This is a genomic window from Photobacterium kasasachensis (genome assembly GCF_050336885.1).
Classification (GTDB): domain Bacteria; phylum Pseudomonadota; class Gammaproteobacteria; order Enterobacterales; family Vibrionaceae; genus Photobacterium; species Photobacterium kasasachensis.
In genome coordinates this window covers 123079-140828 of the sequence record NZ_JAKJSH010000014.1, presented here as the reverse complement: position 1 = coordinate 140828, position 17750 = coordinate 123079, and the positions used below count along the sequence as shown (strand labels likewise).

The following is a 17750-nucleotide window of genomic DNA, read 5'->3' as shown; positions in this document are numbered from 1 at the left end:
TGTATTTTCGTTACATTTATACCATCTCCATTGTTATAAGATAAATGCTGGTTTGACTTATTTTGCTTAAAAGATCACTACAGTGACCTTTATTCAGAGGTGCTAATTATTGTGAGTTACTTTTTTTAGAGGATAACTGCTCTATCGTTTCTAATGCCAATTTGGTTACTCTGTCGAGTACTTCATCCATTGGTTTTTTTTCTGCGTTGTTATCGTCTTCTTTTGGTTCCATGGGAACTTGTTTGTGTGAATATTCCATGGTGCTGCCTTTCTAATTACCCTGCGATGCATAGAAATGGTAATAGCAAAAGGATATGTATGAATAGCATGAATGTAGATAAAGGTGATCCTAGCTGTATTTTTAGCTAGATCAATATGCGCGCATGTGCTCACGGTAGGCTTGAGATTGCAATAAATCAACAAAACGAAGATTGATATTTGGGGTAAAGGTCACGATTTGCGAGGTTGAAATAATCCAAAATATAAGATGTCTATAAGTGGATTTTCTAATTTGAGAGATGTGTAACTGACAATGTACTCAGTAATCTATAAGAGGCTGATTTCGGTTTTTCTGCTTATCAGTGCAGGTGCCTTGGCCTTTCTATACTTTTTCTTTCTCTCATATTCAAATAGCCTCAAGGAGGAAAAAAGAGCGCAATCCAAATATATATCCGAAGTGGGTATCGGTATTATTGAGTCTTTTTATACCTTAGCCTCGCGAGGAGAGGTCAGCGTTGAGGATGCTCAAACCTTGGCGATGAACGCGCTTGAGTCGGCGACATTTGGTGAAAACGGATATTATTGGATTAATAGTGGAGATGGTGTGTTGCTTATGCAGCCCTATACTCCAGAAAGGGTTGGTATCAACCAGATTGATTGGGTTGATAGTAATGGAGCGCAAGTTTTCAGGGACTTTATTGGGAAAGCGAAAAACGGGGGAGGATGGGTTTCCTACTCATGGTCAAAGCCAAATTCGGAGCAGGAATATCCCAAGATTTCCTATATATCCTATTTTAAGCCTTGGGACTGGGCACTAGGAACGGGCATTTATCTTGATGACATGCTCGAAAATATCCATCGCATAATATTAAAAGCGTCTGGGGCTCTGCTTCTCAGCTTTATTTCTTTTGTGGTCCTGGTGTTGCTTCTCGTAAATTATTTTGTTCGACAGCTTGAAGATGTGGCTATTCGAGATCCTCTAACGAACCTTTATACAAAAAGATTTCTAGGTGAAATATTACCCACGATTATCAATAGACGACAACGAGATAAGGACAATCTCTTGGCGATTATCTTTTTAGATATTGACCACTTTAAATCGATTAATGATCGTTTTGGGCACAAGTGCGGTGATGAGGTGTTAGCCAAAGTCGCGAAAGTCATGGTAGACAATGTAAGGAGTAATGATTATTGCGTTCGGTTCGGTGGGGAAGAGTTTGTGATTGTAGGCTTTTTCGAGAATGAAGAAGCCGCTTTCAATTGTGCTGAGCGCGTAAGGCGCAAAACATCACGATTAAAATTTAAACACAATCACATCGCGTTTGAGATCACGATCAGTGCGGGTGTTGCTATTAATGACGAAAGTGAGTCCTTTCAAGAGGCTTTATCCCGTGCTGATGAAAAGCTATATCACGCTAAACATTCGGGTCGGAATACCGTTGTTGTTTAGGAGGGCTCCGTTTAAGCATTTTCCAGCGCCACGCAATACAACTCGAGGGGACCTTTGATCATTTTCAAGTCAAGCGTCGACTTGCTGTTATTGCACTGTAACGCAAACGCATAGCCGTGAAGGTAGTCGGCCAACAGATCCAGTGCGTTCTTTGCTGATTCAGCGTCTAGTTCTAATGGTTCGACTACGACACGGAATCGCTCGATAAATACCGCTGCAGGGCTGTGCGAGTCCATGCCTAGCAGTGTTTCCAACAACCCGGGATAACGGCTTAATAGCGTTAAGTAGCTCGTGCACAGTTCATTGAGCTCTGATTTCCAGTTATCACTCACCTTCGGTTCATAGATATCTTCGATCAATGAAGTGGTGATCGCTTCCAAGAGTGCATTCTTGTTGCTGAAATAATGGTAAATCGCCATGGCATCAACACTGAGGCTTGCTGCGAGCTTACGAATACTGGGGATCTTCCCGTCTTCCTGCATCAATCTCTTTGCCATCTCCATGATGGCTTCTTTACTCAGCTGGCTGCCTGAGCCCTTAGGGCGGCCTCGTTTTTTCTCCTTGACAGACATTTTGAATCCTCGCTAGACTAATATTAATTTCTACATTGTAGAATTAATTGTAACTCAAACTGAACTTAAAGCCAAGAAAGGGCTATGGTGAGTTCGGTTTACTCAAAAAGAGCGTAAATATGAAATGTTCGGTATATATCGCAACCAGTGTTGATGGTTTTATTGCAAAAAAAGATGGCAGTGTTGATTGGTTACATACGGCTGGCAAGCCTGATGTCGAAGTCGATACCGGCTGGGATGACTACTTGGCTTCTGTTGATTGCCTGATTATGGGCCGCTCCACTATGGAAGTAATTGCTGCAATGAACCTAGCACCCGAGCAATGGCCGTATGGTGATATGCGGATCATTGTACTGAGTAATACGCTGAAAGAAGCGCCAGAGAATATGAAAGATAGAATAGAGATGTACTCTGGTGATATTGGTGCTTTGATAACTCGTCTCGAGAGTGAAGGCCATAAGCATGCCTATATCGATGGAGGCGCCACGATTCAGGCCTTTCTTAATCTTGAGCTAATCAATGAAATGACCATTACCCGTGCTCCAGTGCTATTGGGCGAAGGGATCCCGCTGTTTGGTAAAACGTCAAAAGTGATTAAACTGGAACAAGCGAAGGCGACTGCTTTTGCCAACGATTTTGTTCAAGTAACGTATTTGGTTAACTATCAATGAGCCAAGGTTCTATTAATCTCGAGCATCTTGAGGTAGCTTGGGTATAACAAGTGTGAGCGCAAGTGAAAGCCCCGCGAATCGGGGCTTAACAGATTAGATCAGGAAATCATCTAGTGATTTTCCTTCACTTTCGATAGCTTCCTTAAGAGGCGAAGGCATACGACCTTGGCCTGTCCAAGTACGCTCCTCACCATCTACGGTGAATTTATACTTAGCTGGACGAGGCGCACGCTTTGCTTTTTTAGGCGCGTCGGCCAGAGTAGCTAGTAATTCTTCTGGATCGATGCCATCTGCGATTAACATCTCGCGGTATGCTTTTAATTTTTCTTCTTTTTCTTTGTCTGCCTGGCGAGATTCTGCTTCAGCTTCTTCACGCTCAGTAACTACAGTTTGTAGTTTCTCAAGGGCTTCTTTAAGTTGCTCTAGCGTGAATTCTTCTCGTGCAGCGGCGCGCAGAGAACGCAGGTTTAGTAGTGTCTTAAAAATGTCACTCATAATATTAATGTTGATAGTCAATAAAACGGGTACTTTACACTAAATCAAGTCATTGGACTATTAATCATAAAAATACTTGTAATGTTTTTGGGCATTTATGCGAGTGAAGATGGGATATGAGCGATTTCTTTCCCCAAAAAAACTAGATCTACATATTGTCAGCAATCCTCATGTATCTTCGAAATCTGTCTCAAGGTTGCTGATTGTTTGTCTAAATTGACCTGACTTGATATCAATTGAATAGGTGGTGATGCAGACCATTAACCAATCATTATAAGATAAGGTTATCTAGTTCAACCTTAATTGTTTTTATCGTTTTATTAAGCTCTGTGGATAGGTAATAGCCAATAGCAAGTGATACAGAGTATGTCATTAAATAGCTTGGGTTTACGTCCTGATTTAGCTCATTTAAAAATAACGCTAACATAGCGCCACAAACAAAAGTCAGTATCCAGTAGTTGGCACGAGCATGTGTTAGGCTATCTCTTAATTTGTCTACAGTCATAACGGTACTCCATATTTTTCGAGTCGTTTGTCCTCTTTGATTTAATAAGTATGGAGTGTTCATGCCAATAGTTGTAGTCGTTTAAACTTATCGATTCGATAGGTTGAACCTATTGGCGACTAAACAGCAAGTTAGTACCAGAAAAGACTAAAAATAGTGAACAAGCCTTGTTAAAACGCTTTGCCATTTTTGGTTTCGAGAACCAATGCCTTAGGTATAAGCCAAAGAGTGCGTAGATTGAGATTGCCAGCATTTCTAATAGGAGAAATGTACCACCCAACATGAAAAACTGCGCGTTTACGTTAGCTTTTACGTCTACGAACTGGGGCAGGAAGGCTGTAAAAATTAGGATAGCTTTTGGATTACCTGCTGCCAGTGCAAACTCTTGCCTTGCTAACCCAGGAAGACTTTTTCTTCGTTCGATATCAGTGACAGGACTGGATTCTGAACGCCAAAGGTTAAAGGCTATCCATAGCAAATAAATTGCACCCGCCAGTTTAATAAGAAAGAACAATGTTTCCGATGTGTATAACACGACAGCTAGCCCTGAAGCTGCGAGAGCAATCATTCCTGAAAATGCAGTGATTCGGCCTAGTCCAGCTATAAAAGCGGATTTGAATCCATAGCATCTTGAGTTATTCATAGATAAAAGGTTATTAGGTCCCGGTGTCATGTTGAGTGCAAAACACGCTGGTATAAAGAGCAGCAACTTCCAAATTTCCATAACATTTACCTTGTGAAACTAAAACCCTTTTATACATTGATGGGCAGCTTACCATACCAAGACCAAACGGGGAGAACTTCAGCAATACCATTGTCCAACAGATGTCGTTTTTATTGGCTAAGCTTCTTAGATCACAGGAAGCGAGTTAGAGCAAATATGAAAAAGCAGTTGAAAGTTGTGGTAACTGGTGGTCCGGGTGGGGGCAAAACCACAGCATTGGATCTTTTCCGCAGAGAGCTAGGCGATAAAATTGCCGTTGTCCCTGAGGCTGCAACTGTGCTCTTCTCCGGAGGTATACCGCGCTCAGACAATGAGCAAATGGTTAAGATAATCCAGAAAACGATTTTCCAGTTGCAGAAAAATTTTGAAGAAATCCATAAAAAGCAGTTTCCTGATAGATTGCTGGTTTGTGATCGCGGATCACTAGATGGGTTGGCCTATTGGCCAGGTACGGAAACTGATTTTTTTAAGGGGGTAAATTCAACCTTTGAACATGAAATTGCTCGCTATGATGCCGTGATATTTTTTGAATCAGCGGCAATCACCGGACATGATATTAGCAGTAATAATCCGGTAAGAAACGAGTCTACTGATCAGGCCGCTCAATTAGATGTAAAGCTGCAGAAAATTTGGTCCAGGCATCCTCATTTCTACTTTGTCAGCAGTTCTGAGTCATTTGTCCGGAAAATCATGTTTGGGATCATGACTATCGAGAATGTGATAAACATGCACCGTAGGCCGTAGCCAATAAAAAATAACCAGCTAGGAACTGGTTTTGCTGAACCTAGTCATAGGCGTGGCAGAGGCTATGAAGTTGGTGTAATGTTGTGTAATACTAAATTTCTGCCGCTTTGGTATATTTCTCCTTGTCGTATTGCTTCTCTTCCTTCTAACTATGGTTGTAATGGGGTGATAGCAAATTAAAGGAATATCTCTTGTAAACAGTTCAACAAGTCAATTCAAGGATAAAATCATGCCAGCATTTAAAGATTCACAATTCGATTATTTATTTAGCGCTATTGCAAATAAGTACCCAGCTATAGGTCAATCTACAGACAGTACTCAATTTCAATTTACTGGTAGTCCCTTGGCTGCTAACTGGAAAACAGGGGCAGACATAGATGCTTATAATACGGCTAATAAAGTTGCTGCTGATGTAAATGGCTTCTATACGCCAAACCCTGGTTCTCTATATAATGCATATTCTGATTTAATTCTATCAATTACGCCGGGAATTGATAATGAGAAGGATCCAACCTATCTAAATCTAATAAATCAAAGAAATATTGCAGATGACAATTACAATGCTGCGTTAACGAAAGCAACTGTAGCATGGCAGTCATATAAGCAACAAAATACCAATCCAAAAACAGGACTACCGGATGAAACCCAATCTGAATGGCTAAGTAACCCTCTTGGCGGTTTGAAATATAAGGACGAATATACTAAATACCTGGTTCAAAAAGATGATCTAACATCTCGTATCTCAACATTAGTCGAGTCCTTTAATGCAGCACTTGGTAATGATCAGAAAAAACTGACTGATGTTAATAACTATTCTAACTATATGGCTGAAGACGGTAAAAATGTTTCTAAGCCAACAATAACGATTGGTGGTGACCTAGGGAAAGATGTCGGTAACTGGAGTCAACAGAAAAATTATGATTTAGATGTTACATTGGACAAAAACTCAACAGTAACTACACCGTGGAAAACTGTTTATAATACAAAGGTTGAACAGCACTGTTTTTCAACATCAGTTAAAACTAGCGTTAATACATCTAGAATAATTCAGGATAAACATTATAAACTTCGGGTCATGGTAAAAGGGTTTAAATCATATCCGGTAACATTTGGTGGTTGGTACTCATCCTCATATGTAAACCCGGAGACGGCAAAGTTCTCACCTGCAGCAACGGTTGATTCTAATACTTTCTTTGGAGCCCGTAGCGGATCTCTTCATATGATCCCGTCGCAAATATGGGTTATGTACCAACCTAAAATTGAACTAACGGTAAGTACAGAAACCTATAAACAGACTATCGAAGGTGCACTAAATTCAAGTGTTAACTGGGTTAGTATTCTGACTTTCAGGTTCGATACTTCAGCAGGTAGTTCACTTGCAAAAGTCGGTGATGAAACGACAACCATTACCTTTGATAGTCCTGTTCTACAGGGGCCACAAATCTTCGGCGTTACTTCTCTTAAAGAGATTTTAGCGTCTAGCATTGAAGGTGCAGCAGAAGCTCAGGAAGAAGCTGTAGTTTAATAATTTGTGGTAATAGCGACTCAAAACCTTAAAGTGATACTGAATTGCACTTATTAGGTTTTGAGTTGTTTTTCTGATTCTTTCAGCAACCTTAGACAGGAAAGACGTCGATAAGATTACTAACAATACAAGTGGAATGAAATGAGCCTAAATAAAAAATCAAAATGTTTGATGCTAGGGGGTATTTCTCTTGTTACGATTGCAATTGTCAATATTTTGATTCTCGGCTATTATAATACATTCATATTAAGAGTGATTAATTCTCACATTATATCCACAAATAGTGATAGAGAATTAGATTCTGCTCGACAGAATAATATTCTACAATGTTCTCAACTATATGTTTTATTACGTGCTGTTGGCAGTAAGTACCCCGCAATATTAGCTAACCCAATTGGTACAAAATTTCAATTAGCGTCAGGACCAATCGATGCTAATTGGCGAACGGGTAGCGATATTGAAGCATATAATCTAGCAAACTCTATCTCTTCCACTGTAAGTGATTATTATACTCCCACACCAGGCTCATTCTATAACACTTATACCGAATTTGTTATGTCACTTTCTCCTGTCGTTGACTTTAGCATTGACAACAGATATATGAAGCTTTCACAAAGAAAGAAACAAGAACAGATAAAACTGGTTAGAGCGTTGTCTAGAGCTCAGGCTGTGTGGAAAAAAAACGAAACTCAGAGGGATGGAAGTCAAGTGTCGCTAAATCAAACAGTGAAAGCTAATTGGTTAAGTGATCCTTTGGGGGGGAAAAGATATGGTGTTGAGATAGAAAAGCATGAAGAAAATATACTAGAACTTAGTAAGCAAATCGCAGCAGTTAAAGCATCACTTAATAAGCCACTGATGGTTGCTAAACAAAGGTTAAGTGCTATAGAAAATCGTTCAAACTATCTTAAAAAGGACGGACAAATTGTCAAGCTACCTACTATCACAATAGGAGGGGATCTAGGTGGTGATTTAAGCAATTGGTCAAAGCAACAACGCTATGATCTTGATGTAACCATTACTGGAAGTGTAATCCAAGAGCTTCATAGTAAGGGTAATAGATTTGAAGCATGCTCTACTGAAATAGCCTCATCGGTTGTAAACTCGTCAGCATTATACTTTGATGAGCATTTTTCATTACGAGTAATGCTAAAAGGCTTCAAAGCGTACCCAATAACTTATGGGAATTGGTTTTCCCCTTCGCTACTAACTGCGAATTTGATTTACAGCTCACCATATTTATTCGAAAACAATAATCGTTTTTTTAGCAGGGAAAACGGAGCGTTGAGGTTGGTTCCATCACTAATTTGGGTGATGTATCAGCCTAAATTTGAGTTGGTTGTTGGTAACAGAACATTCCAAAAAATCATGAACAAAGAGTTCTTGCCTGAAGATTTCAGGTTCAATTTGCTCTCATTTAGTTTCAATGCCTCTTTGATTGATAAACAAGTAGGTGAAGCAACAACAACGTTAACGTTTAACTCCCCAACATTGCAATCTCCGCAAATATTTGGTGTCACTTCAATAGTGACGTATACAGAACCCAATGTTGGCAGGTTGGTGGAACCTAATCCAAAATAAAGACTGGGTATCTTTTGGGAATTGGTGCGGGGCTAGTTATACATGTTTCATGTCTCGGTCTTGCCATTGTATGAAGATAGAAAACTCTTTGCTGCCTCTGTGTTCTTGTTGGTGCTTATCCTCTTGGGAGCCTGTAGTTCCACGTCAAAGACGTTTGTAGATAGTCCGTTGTTTGGGGAGCATGTTTTCACAACAGTTGATTCAGAGGTCGCTCGATACTATCTCGGTAGTTATCTGCAAGGAGAGTTCAGTAACCGGGAATTGGATGAGAGGATCTCAGGCCTTTACAGACAGTACAGAAATACCATCCCATCACGCGACGAACTGAAAAGCATCTCTCAAGAGTATTCCGTCGACTTTGCCTCGCTCTTTCTTGCTGATCTTCTATTGAAGAATGAGTGTAACAATAAGCTGAATAAATCATTCATGCATCACCTGGACAACCCAACCATCGCTAGTGTGAATTCTTCTTCCTATACGCTGCTTTTTGTACCAGGTTGGGACTATGCAGAAAGTGGGCATTTGACTGGTGCGGATTTCAAGGCTCCCCGGGCAATGGCAACCAAGCTAGGGGTTGAAAATTATCTCGTTGAGCTTCCACCCACTGGTTCTGTAGAACAAAATGCAGAATACTTGGCAAAGGATATTATTCATCATGGCCGAGCAGGAAAAGGGATCATTCTTGCTGGTGCTAGTTCGGCGGGCCCCGCTATCCACCTTGCTCTAGCAGAATTGCTCAGTGAAAAAGAGAGGGGAGCGGTTAAGGCTTGGCTTAATATCGGTGGAATACTGCAGGGCAGCCCTCTGATTGACTACTACCAAAAGTGGCCTCACCGCTGGTTTTTCAATCTTGCTGTCTGGGATAAAGGCTGGGATAAAGACGCTATTTTAAGCATGGGAACGAGCCTCAGCAGAAGTCGTTTTTCTCGCCTAAGGATAGAGTCTGATCTTTTAATTATTAACTACTTGGGTATTCCGCTCTCCGGCCAACTCAGCAAATTCTCTATAGAAAAGTACCCTTTATTGAAGCCTGAGGGCCCCAATGACGGGCTCACTTTACTTACCGATGCGATTGCGGCCAATAGCATGACGATTGTTGCTCTTGGCAGTGATCATTACTTCGCAGAAGACCCTGAAATAGATGAAAAAACCATCGCACTCATGGCGCTGATAATGACATATTTAGATAAAGGTATTACAAGGTGCTAAGTGTCGGCGACCTCTGTATTTAATAATCGGCTTAATGGAGGCAAAAAACACCTGAGCCAGATATCTGGTTTCTCCGCACTTGACCTGTCTACAGCTCTACAGTTTATGCTAGGCGGCATGAATCAAGAGAGGACTAAACAATGAACTATTGCCAGTATGAGCCAAGTCAGACTGAAGAAATTATTGGCTTATTTACCCATACTTTTTCTGATTCAGAAGGGGAGGCCGAAGGTAAATTGATTGGTGAGTTGGTCAAAGAGTTGATCGAGACAACCGATAACAATGATCTTTATGTGTTTGTGGCCAATGACAACAACATAGTGGTGGGGAGCATTCTGTTTACCCGATTGATGTTTGAATCTGACAAACAGGTATTCCTGCTAGCCCCAGTAGCGGTGCGTACCGACTATCAGGGACAGGGTATTGGTCAGGAACTGATCAAGGTTGGCTTGCAGGCGATAAAGAACCAAGGTACAGAGTTAGCTTTCACTTATGGCGACCCTGCCTTTTACTCTAAAGTAGGCTTCCGGCAGGTAACAGAAGAACAGTTTAAAGCGCCGTTGTCTTTATCTTATCCGCATGGCTGGCTAGCTCAGTCTCTGACAAAGCAAGAGCTGACACCCATAGCCGGAGGCTCGATATGTGTTCCGGCGTTTAACAAACAAGCGTTGTGGTAAAACGCAGCAGAGTGTAAGGCTTTAATATGTATCGGATATCTCAACTGGCTGAAATGCTGGGATTATCAAGAACAACCTTGCTGTATTACGAAAAGCAGGGGCTGATCCGGGGGCAGCGGCTGGATAATGGTTATCGGAGCTATACCGATAAAGACTTACAACGACTAAAGCTGCTACAAAAGCTACAGGCTGGAGGCTTGACACTAAAAGAGTGTCAGGCCTGCCTGGATGAAAAGGTTGAGCGCGGTATTTTGGTTGAACGCTTGCGCCAATTGGATGAAGAGATTGCTCAGAAGCAGAAGTCACGTCAACTACTTGCTGCCTTGTTGGGTGAAAGCAGCCTGACAGACTGGCATGAAACGCTGGAGCAGCAAGCGCCCGAGGCGCACTTGGAATGGCTGATCAAACAAGGCTTCGATGAGAAGCAGGCAATGAGACTGAAATGGTTGTCGAAAGATATGAATAATCACGAACAGTATATGCGCGACTTTAACTTGGTTTTTAAAGCGCTTGAGCGGTGGGGACCCGGCTCTGAGGCTGATACGCTTAAGGCGTTTGAACTGCTGCCTCATAAACCGCAAGAAATACTAGAAATTGGCTGCGGTCAGGGAGTCGCAACTAAGGTTTTAGCACAGCAGAGCCAAGCAACAATAACCGCCGTGGATAATGAAGAATTTGCTCTGCAAACTTTGATGAATACGCTGAAAGAGCAGGGTATTGGTGATCGGGTTTCGACTGTTTGTGCCAATATGGAAAAACTGCCTTTTGAACCAGAGAGTTTTGATCTTATCTGGAGCGAGGGTAGTGCTTACATCATGGGGGTAAAAAATGCCCTAACAGCTTGGCGCCCTTTGCTGAAAAAACACGGAGTATTAGTACTTAGTGATTTGGTTTGGAGAACATCTTCACCAAGTGAAGATGCCTTAGCGTTCTGGCAAAAGGAATATCCGGATATGACAACCGAAGCTCACCGTCTAGCGCAGGCAGAGCAAGCCGGTTACGAAGTGATAGACAGCTTTGCATTAAGTGATGAGAGCTGGCTAAATTATTATGTGCCGCTTGAAAATAGGGTAGAAGCACTTAAAGAGCAGTTGCAAAGCTCTATAGCATTAGAGGATCTTAAGCGCGAGTTGTCGGCTTTTCACTCTCGTTCCGGTGAATTTGATTACCAGATGTTTATTCTTAGGGCTTGTAATTGATATTCAGACAAAGCATGTCACTACAGTTGTTCTTTGTATCTATGTGCTTTTATCTATATTTGCTTGGTGCCGTAAATGTTCAATAAACATAGGGATCTTTTTTGCTAAGTGTTTTCTGGAAGCATAAAAGGCGTACAAAACTAGATCTTCAGGCTCGTATTCCAATTGTAGAATTTCCAGAGAGCCAGCTTCTATCTCATCACGACAGGATTCGGTTGGTAGTATCGCAATCCCCAAACCAGCTAATGCACCTGATTTGGCAAGATACCCACTATTGATCTTAAATGAAGACTGTACCTTTTGAGTAATAAGTTCACCTTTAGCGCTTTTGAAAACCCAGGGTGTACCATTTAATGCGGTAAAGCTATTGATGCACGGAACGTGTTTCAAATCGGTAACCTGAAAAGGTCTTGGAGAGGTTTGTAGGAGTTTGGGTGATGCGACAACAGCACTTGGCCAGCGTTTAACCTCTTGGGCTACCCAATTATTGTCTTCGAGCTTTCCTCGGTGAAAGCTTAAAATGACGTCAAACCCATCGAGTAAATCCTCTTTCGGGCTGATGCTCGTATCGCAACATAATGAAATTGAGGGATGCTGGGTACAAAAAGAAACCACTGCTTGGGCTAAAGCAGGCGAGTCTGGCATTAGAACGTTGAGTTGCCCCATGACTTTATGGGAGTGTTGCGTCACTTCCTCAAGTGCATCATTTAACTTGTCCAGCAATGGCTGTGTTCGCAAATAAAGGTGTTCCCCTGCATCTGTCGGGGCGATTCGGCGTGTAGTCCTGTCAAATAGTCGTGTACCCAGTCGTTCTTCCAGTAAAGCAATATGGCGACTGACATTTGATGTTGGCAAGCAAAGAAACTCCGCCGCTCTCTTAAAGCTGTTGTTCTCATAGACACAGTGAAAACTTTTTAGCCATTGCTGGTCAATCTTCTCAAGCATTTCCGTTAATCCCATAATATTGGATTATTAAGCCCATAACAGGCACTTTATTATCATAAACAGGCTTATACAATACTCCTCACTAAAGTTATCTGGAAAAGATTGCCCATGAGTTGGCTAGAAAAGCTATTTGATAAAAAGAACATTATTAGTACACGTAAAGCGCCGATACCAGAGGGTATATGGACTAAATGTACTTCATGTGGTCAGACTCTTTATCGTAAAGCTCTCGAGGAGAGTCTGGAGGTGTGCCCGAAATGCAACCATCATATGAGAATGGCTGCACGACCTCGCTTAGACAGCTTTCTGGATAAAGGAGAGCGGGTTGAGGTTGCCAGAGAGCATGAGCCTAAAGACTTGCTGAATTTTAAGGATCTGAAACGTTACAAGGAGCGCCTTGCTCTAGCCCAGAAAAATACCGGGGAAAAAGATGCCTTAGTGGCGATGAAAGGAAAGCTTCTGGGCTTACCAGTTGTTGCCTGTGCATTCGAATTTTCTTTTATGGCGGGCTCAATGGGTTCAGTTGTCGGCGCTCGATTTGTACATGCAGTTGATGCTGCAATAGACGCAAATTGTGGATTGGTTTGTTTTTCGGCTTGTGGTGGAGCCCGTATGCAAGAGTCATTAATGGCTTTAATGCAAATGGCAAAAACGAGTGCTGCTTTGAATCGTTTATCAAAGGCAAGATTACCTTATATATCTGTACTAACCGATCAAACTTTTGGAGGTGTATCGGCAAGTTTAGCTATGCTGGGTGATATCAATATTGGTGAACCCAGCGCGAGAATTGGTTTTGCAGGACGTCGTGTGATTGAACAAACGGTACGAGAAAAGTTACCTGATGATTTTCAACAAAGTGAGTTCCTTCTTGAGCATGGTGCTTTAGATATGATTGTTGATAGACGTGATATGCGCAAACGAGTTGGAGGACTAATAGCTAAAATGACAAATACTACCGTTTCACTAGAAACATAGTTTAAAGGTTCTGTAGCGAAGCGGGCTCAACAAGCTGCTTCAAGTTAACCTGCTAGCACCTCGTCCTCCTGATGGCGAGGTTAATCTGCTCTTCAATGGCAGACTTAGTCCCTTTAAGTAACTTGCCTTTGTGGAGCATATACCAGCCATTTTTCTCACCGGTATCGTTGATGATTTTGAACCCGCGATAGATGACGATTTCTCGGCGTATACGGGGAGGAGGTATGATCGTATCGGCTTCTTTTTGTGGCAAAACCTTTTTTCTATCACACCACCAATCGATACTGGTTTTGATAAAGTCCAGATCACCAGAAATGACATTATTGTTTATTTTTGCCTTCCAGCTATCGGCACTGCCATCTGCATTCTCAAGTAGGAAATCCCGGTAAGAACGTCTTTCTACTGCTGTTAATGGAAGCTGCGACTCTCCGCGTTTAGATACCGTTGAGTTATTAGAAGAACTAAGGAGATTAGAAAACAGTTGCTTGATAGACATTGTCATTTATTCCCTAAATTTCTGAATATAAATAACCTTAATTTCTAATGTTGGAGAAAATGAGGACAGAATAAGGAAGAAAAAAGGAAGCTGATAACGCTATCTCTTATAACATGCGTATGATATATATTATTAATCGCATTCGCAGTAACGGTGGTGATGGTGGTGATATGAACGATTTTGACTTTTTTGTGTTAGCGCGAGTATTGCATGTGTTTGGTGTCGTGATGTGGATTGGCGGCGTCGCGTTTGTGACGACGGTACTTATCCCGTCGCTGAGAAGAGTGTCAAATGCGGAAAGCCGCTTGGACTTGTTTGAGCAACTAGAGGGGCGGTTCAGTCTTCAGGCGAAGATCACCACATTGATAACCGGCGCGTCGGGATACTATATGCTGGAAGTAATGAACGCTTGGGATCGTTATCTATTACCTCAGTTTTGGTGGATGCATTTAATGACGTTCGTCTGGATGATTTTTACCCTGGTACTGTTTGTTCTGGAGCCTTTGGTGTTGCATCGCTGGTTTCATCAACAAGCACAAAAAAACAGCGAGCGGGCATTTGTCTGGTTGCATCGAATGCACCAAGTCTTACTCAGTTTAAGTTTGATTGCTGTGCTAGGCGCAGTGGCAGGGGCAAATGGCTATCAATTTTGAGTGTTGCGTTCACTTTTATCGCAAGCAATTAACCCGCCATCTGACGGGTTTATTAACTACAATACACAGGATTTAAAAACCTTCGAGTACCACTTTCCCGATTGATTTACCCGACTCGATATATGCGTGGGCCTTTTTCAGGTTCTCGGCATTTATCTTGCCAAAGTGCTGGCCAAGGGTTGTGACAAGCTCGCCATCATCAATCATTGCTGACACTGAATTTAATAGCTGACGTTGCTTATCCATATCTTCTGTTTGATAGAGAGAGCGGGTGAACATCAGTTCCCAGTGCAAAGACAGTGATTTTCTCTTCAGCTTCATGATATCAAGAGGTTCTGTTGGATCATCGATGAGTGCTAGGTGTCCTTGCGGTGCTAATGCTTCGATAATCTGGTCAAAATGGGCTTGGGTTTGAGTCAGGCTGATCACATGGGTAACGTCATCAATCTCAATTCGTTTTAGCTCTTCCGTTAACGGTTTGGAGTGATCAATCACATAATCAGCGCCAAGCTCGGTCACCCATTTTTGACTTTCTGGCCGAGAGGCAGTTCCGATGATGGTGGCATTGGTTAGTTTGGCTGCAAGCTGAGTAAGGATTGAACCGACACCACCAGATGCACCGATGATCAGCAAACGTATCTTGGCAGATTTTTCGGCATTAGGAGTAAGATCGAACTGCAAACGATCAAAGAGCAGTTCCCAGGCAGTGATTGCTGTTAAAGGCAAGGCTGCTGCTTGTGTATCAGAGACTGTGGTTGGCTGCTTTCCAACAATACGTTCGTCAACAAGATGATATTCAGTGTTTGTTCCGGAGCGGGAAATATCACCGGCATACCAAACCTTATCACCAACCTGGTAATGCTCAACCTCTTCGCCAACGGCAGTCACTTCGCCGACAGCATCCCAGCCAAGCACTTTATACTGACCTTCCTCTGGTGCGGCACTTGCTCTGACCTTGGTATCGACCGGGTTGACTGAAACCGCCTTTACCTTTACCAGTAAGTCACGGCCTGTCGCCGTTGGTGTCGGTAGCTCGAAATCCACGAGTGCATCTTGCTGGTCAATACTTTTTGGGGCTAGGTATCCGATGGCTTTCATGACTATTCTCTCTTTCTCGTATATGGGCTAACGCTAAAGTATGGTAGCCACTGGCGCTAGCTTTGTTGGATATTGAATTGTTGCAGTGATAATAGGAGAGAAAGTGCTAAGCAAAAAGAGGGTAATGGTTTAAACTTTTTCAATGTTTTTTTGAAAATAAAGCCTGCTATGAATACGTCTGATCTTGAGCTATTTATTCGAACCGCTGACTGCGGCAGCATCACAGCCGCTGCTGGCTTATTAGATACCAGCCCGGCGGCGGCAAGTGCGGCGCTGAAGCGGCTTGAAAAACAGCTAGGGGTTGAGCTTTTTATTCGCTCGACCCGTCAATTACGCATCACTGCCGAAGGGGAACGTTTTCTGCTGCATTGTCGTCAGGCGATTGAATCGCTGGAATATGCCAAGGCATCGCTCGTCGAAATGCAAGGAGAGATAGCAGGTGAAATCCGCATGTCGGTGTCTTCGGATCTGGGGCGAAACATGATTTTGCCATTGCTTGATGAAGTAATGGATGACAACCCTGAACTCAGTGTTCAGTTGAGCCTGGGAGACTCGCTGGCTGACTTTTATATGGACAGGGTCGATGTGGCATTGCGCTACGGGCAACCAGAAGACTCATCAATGGTGGCTTTCCAGTTGATAGATGTGGATCGCATTGCGTGCGCATCTCCCGAGTATCTTGAGCGTCATGGTACGCCTCAGACTCCGGAAGAGTTGCTGCAACACAACTGCTTATTGTATCGGCTTGGCGATCAGATTTTCAATCAGTGGGAGTTTACCAATAAGGGGACTGGAAACTCGGAACCAATAACGAAGAAGGTTAAAGTCAGTAGTAATCGTATCTGCAATGACGGCGATATTGTGAGGCGTTGGGCGGTCTCGGGTAAAGGTATAGCGTTGAAATCGAGGTTGGATATGTTTTCGGATCTGAAAGCCGGGCGAGTGGTAGAAGTCATGCCCGGTTTTAGAGCAAAATCAACGAGCTTGTGGTTGATTTGCCCCAGCCGCAAACAGGTGACCCCCGCAGTATTATTACTGCGGGATAAGTTGCGTGAGAAGTTTAAGCACTTGCTCGAAAGCGAGTCTGTACGCTGATTGCATGGCTGTTAGCTTACGATTTCGACGGGTAACTGAAGCTCTATTTCCTCTAAGTCAAATTGCTTCCCTTTAGGTGCATTTCGTAAGTATTCGATGGTGTGTCCTTGATCGCTTAGTTCATAGCCCTCGAGGATAGCTCGGCGGTAGAGTTCATCCCATACTGCGTGGTATCCAACATCACTACTGATAAGGGCTTTGCAACATAAGAATGCGCCAGCAGATACGGTAAAGTTTGCTTTGTCGGCCGTCGTAAAAGCCTCACCGACAAGAAGTGTAATATCGTCAAAACGCTTGCTTAACTCTTCAACATTCGTCGCAACGATAACTTCATACTCTTCTACATCACTTGGTGCATTCATTAGTTTCTCAAACTCAGGAACACTGAATTTTTTGGCCGGGAGAAAACGTTCAGGGTAAGTGCGTAGCTCGGTTTTAAGCTTTTCGGCAATCTGTGATTCCATCGTTTGATGCGATTGTGCTGTTGGGTGACCAAGCTTTCTATAAACTTCTGCTAAATAATCAAAATCTTCTGACTCTCGTAACTTTCTAATTTCCTTGGCTGAAGTATTCAGTTCTCTTTTCAGCGCTTTGGCTAATGCCTGCGAAGATGAAAAGCCACTCTCGACAGCAATATCGGTAATCCTATCTGAGCTATACACCAATTTTTCAACAACGGTTTGCAGGCGAAGCCGTCGCAGATATTGCCCTGGCGCCTCGTTGAAGACAGCGCGGAATACGCGATGGAAATGGTGAGGCGAGATTGCACAGGCAACGGCAATCTCTTCCCAAGCCAATGCGGGTGACTGTTCCGACGACTTATACAGCATATAGATTGCTTTCTCGAAACGGCTTTTCCAGTGTTCCGGTAATTCTTCAATCAGAGCAAGTTCGGGAACAAGGTGTTGTAAATCCAT

The 17750-nt window shown here is 42.7% G+C and carries 20 protein-coding genes; 11 read left to right on the top strand and 9 right to left on the bottom strand.

What is annotated here, in order from left to right:
- Positions 1 to 106 precede the first annotated feature (106 nt).
- On the bottom strand, positions 107 to 259 hold the full coding sequence (locus tag L4D19_RS19760) for a hypothetical protein (protein ID WP_428453919.1): 153 nt from the start codon (positions 257 to 259) through the stop codon (positions 107 to 109).
- A gap of 273 nt (positions 260 to 532) precedes the next feature.
- On the opposite strand from L4D19_RS19760, the gene L4D19_RS19755 reads away from it, so the two are divergent.
- Positions 533 to 1669 (top strand): diguanylate cyclase, encoded by a 1137-nt coding sequence (locus L4D19_RS19755; RefSeq protein ID WP_428453918.1) that lies wholly within the window; start codon positions 533 to 535, stop codon positions 1667 to 1669.
- Positions 1670 to 1680: 11 nt separating this feature from the next.
- Here L4D19_RS19755 and L4D19_RS19750 read toward each other — a convergent pair whose 3' ends face one another.
- The gene (locus tag L4D19_RS19750; protein ID WP_428453917.1) at positions 1681 to 2241 is read right to left on the bottom strand and encodes a TetR/AcrR family transcriptional regulator; all 561 of its coding nucleotides are present in this window, start codon (positions 2239 to 2241) and stop codon (positions 1681 to 1683) included.
- Positions 2242 to 2360: 119 nt separating this feature from the next.
- Between L4D19_RS19750 and L4D19_RS19745 the strand changes: the two genes are divergently transcribed.
- The gene (locus tag L4D19_RS19745) at positions 2361 to 2912 is read left to right on the top strand and encodes a dihydrofolate reductase family protein (protein WP_428453916.1); all 552 of its coding nucleotides are present in this window, start codon (positions 2361 to 2363) and stop codon (positions 2910 to 2912) included.
- Positions 2913 to 3005: 93 nt separating this feature from the next.
- On the opposite strand, the gene L4D19_RS19740 is transcribed toward L4D19_RS19745, so the two are convergent.
- The 3 genes from L4D19_RS19740 to L4D19_RS19730 form a co-directional block, all read right to left on the bottom strand.
- Positions 3006 to 3407, bottom strand: coding sequence for an H-NS family histone-like protein (locus L4D19_RS19740; RefSeq protein ID WP_075765569.1), 402 nt, complete (start codon positions 3405 to 3407; stop codon positions 3006 to 3008).
- Between the two features lie 271 nt (positions 3408 to 3678).
- Positions 3679 to 3912, bottom strand: coding sequence for a hypothetical protein (locus L4D19_RS19735; RefSeq protein ID WP_428453915.1), 234 nt, complete (start codon positions 3910 to 3912; stop codon positions 3679 to 3681).
- Positions 3913 to 4021: 109 nt separating this feature from the next.
- Positions 4022 to 4636, bottom strand: a complete 615-nt coding sequence (locus L4D19_RS19730; protein ID WP_428453914.1) for a LysE family translocator — start codon at positions 4634 to 4636, stop codon at positions 4022 to 4024.
- A 156-nt stretch (positions 4637 to 4792) separates the two neighbouring features.
- Here L4D19_RS19730 and L4D19_RS19725 point away from each other — a divergent pair, with 156 nt between their 5' ends.
- The 6 genes from L4D19_RS19725 (at position 4793) to L4D19_RS19700 (ending at position 11571) form a co-directional block, all read left to right on the top strand.
- Positions 4793 to 5380, top strand: a complete 588-nt coding sequence (locus L4D19_RS19725; protein ID WP_075765575.1) for an AAA family ATPase — start codon at positions 4793 to 4795, stop codon at positions 5378 to 5380.
- Positions 5381 to 5609: 229 nt separating this feature from the next.
- A complete protein-coding gene (locus L4D19_RS19720; protein ID WP_428453913.1) occupies positions 5610 to 6905 on the top strand; it encodes a hypothetical protein in 1296 nt (431 codons plus the stop codon).
- 141 nt (positions 6906 to 7046) lie between these two features.
- Positions 7047 to 8486, top strand: a complete 1440-nt coding sequence (locus L4D19_RS19715; RefSeq protein WP_428453912.1) for a hypothetical protein — start codon at positions 7047 to 7049, stop codon at positions 8484 to 8486.
- Positions 8487 to 8528: 42 nt separating this feature from the next.
- The gene (locus L4D19_RS19710) at positions 8529 to 9695 is read left to right on the top strand and encodes a hypothetical protein (RefSeq protein ID WP_428453911.1); all 1167 of its coding nucleotides are present in this window, start codon (positions 8529 to 8531) and stop codon (positions 9693 to 9695) included.
- 140 nt (positions 9696 to 9835) lie between these two features.
- Positions 9836 to 10372, top strand: coding sequence for a GNAT family N-acetyltransferase (locus L4D19_RS19705; protein ID WP_428453910.1), 537 nt, complete (start codon positions 9836 to 9838; stop codon positions 10370 to 10372).
- A gap of 26 nt (positions 10373 to 10398) precedes the next feature.
- Positions 10399 to 11571, top strand: coding sequence for a MerR family transcriptional regulator (locus L4D19_RS19700; protein ID WP_428453909.1), 1173 nt, complete (start codon positions 10399 to 10401; stop codon positions 11569 to 11571).
- Positions 11572 to 11610: 39 nt separating this feature from the next.
- On the opposite strand, the gene L4D19_RS19695 is transcribed toward L4D19_RS19700, so the two are convergent.
- Positions 11611 to 12516 carry a LysR family transcriptional regulator gene (locus tag L4D19_RS19695; RefSeq protein WP_428453908.1) on the bottom strand — a complete coding sequence of 302 codons (906 nt, stop codon included), beginning with the start codon at positions 12514 to 12516 and terminating at the stop codon, positions 11611 to 11613.
- Positions 12517 to 12624: 108 nt separating this feature from the next.
- Here L4D19_RS19695 and accD point away from each other — a divergent pair, with 108 nt between their 5' ends.
- Positions 12625 to 13491: an acetyl-CoA carboxylase, carboxyltransferase subunit beta gene (gene accD, locus L4D19_RS19690; protein ID WP_428453907.1), complete on the top strand. Its 867-nt coding sequence runs from the start codon at positions 12625 to 12627 to the stop codon at positions 13489 to 13491.
- 52 nt (positions 13492 to 13543) lie between these two features.
- On the opposite strand, the gene L4D19_RS19685 is transcribed toward accD, so the two are convergent.
- Entirely contained in the window at positions 13544 to 13987 is a 444-nt protein-coding gene (locus L4D19_RS19685; RefSeq protein ID WP_428453906.1) for a DUF3319 domain-containing protein, read from the bottom strand.
- Between the two features lie 170 nt (positions 13988 to 14157).
- Here L4D19_RS19685 and L4D19_RS19680 point away from each other — a divergent pair, with 170 nt between their 5' ends.
- Entirely contained in the window at positions 14158 to 14640 is a 483-nt protein-coding gene (locus L4D19_RS19680; RefSeq protein WP_428453905.1) for a hypothetical protein, read from the top strand.
- Between the two features lie 72 nt (positions 14641 to 14712).
- Here L4D19_RS19680 and L4D19_RS19675 read toward each other — a convergent pair whose 3' ends face one another.
- On the bottom strand, positions 14713 to 15738 hold the full coding sequence (locus L4D19_RS19675) for a zinc-binding alcohol dehydrogenase family protein (protein ID WP_428453904.1): 1026 nt from the start codon (positions 15736 to 15738) through the stop codon (positions 14713 to 14715).
- Positions 15739 to 15906: 168 nt separating this feature from the next.
- On the opposite strand from L4D19_RS19675, the gene L4D19_RS19670 reads away from it, so the two are divergent.
- Positions 15907 to 16833, top strand: coding sequence for a LysR family transcriptional regulator (locus L4D19_RS19670; protein WP_428453903.1), 927 nt, complete (start codon positions 15907 to 15909; stop codon positions 16831 to 16833).
- Positions 16834 to 16844: 11 nt separating this feature from the next.
- Here L4D19_RS19670 and L4D19_RS19665 read toward each other — a convergent pair whose 3' ends face one another.
- On the bottom strand, positions 16845 to 17750 hold the full coding sequence (locus L4D19_RS19665; protein ID WP_428453902.1) for a helix-turn-helix transcriptional regulator: 906 nt from the start codon (positions 17748 to 17750) through the stop codon (positions 16845 to 16847).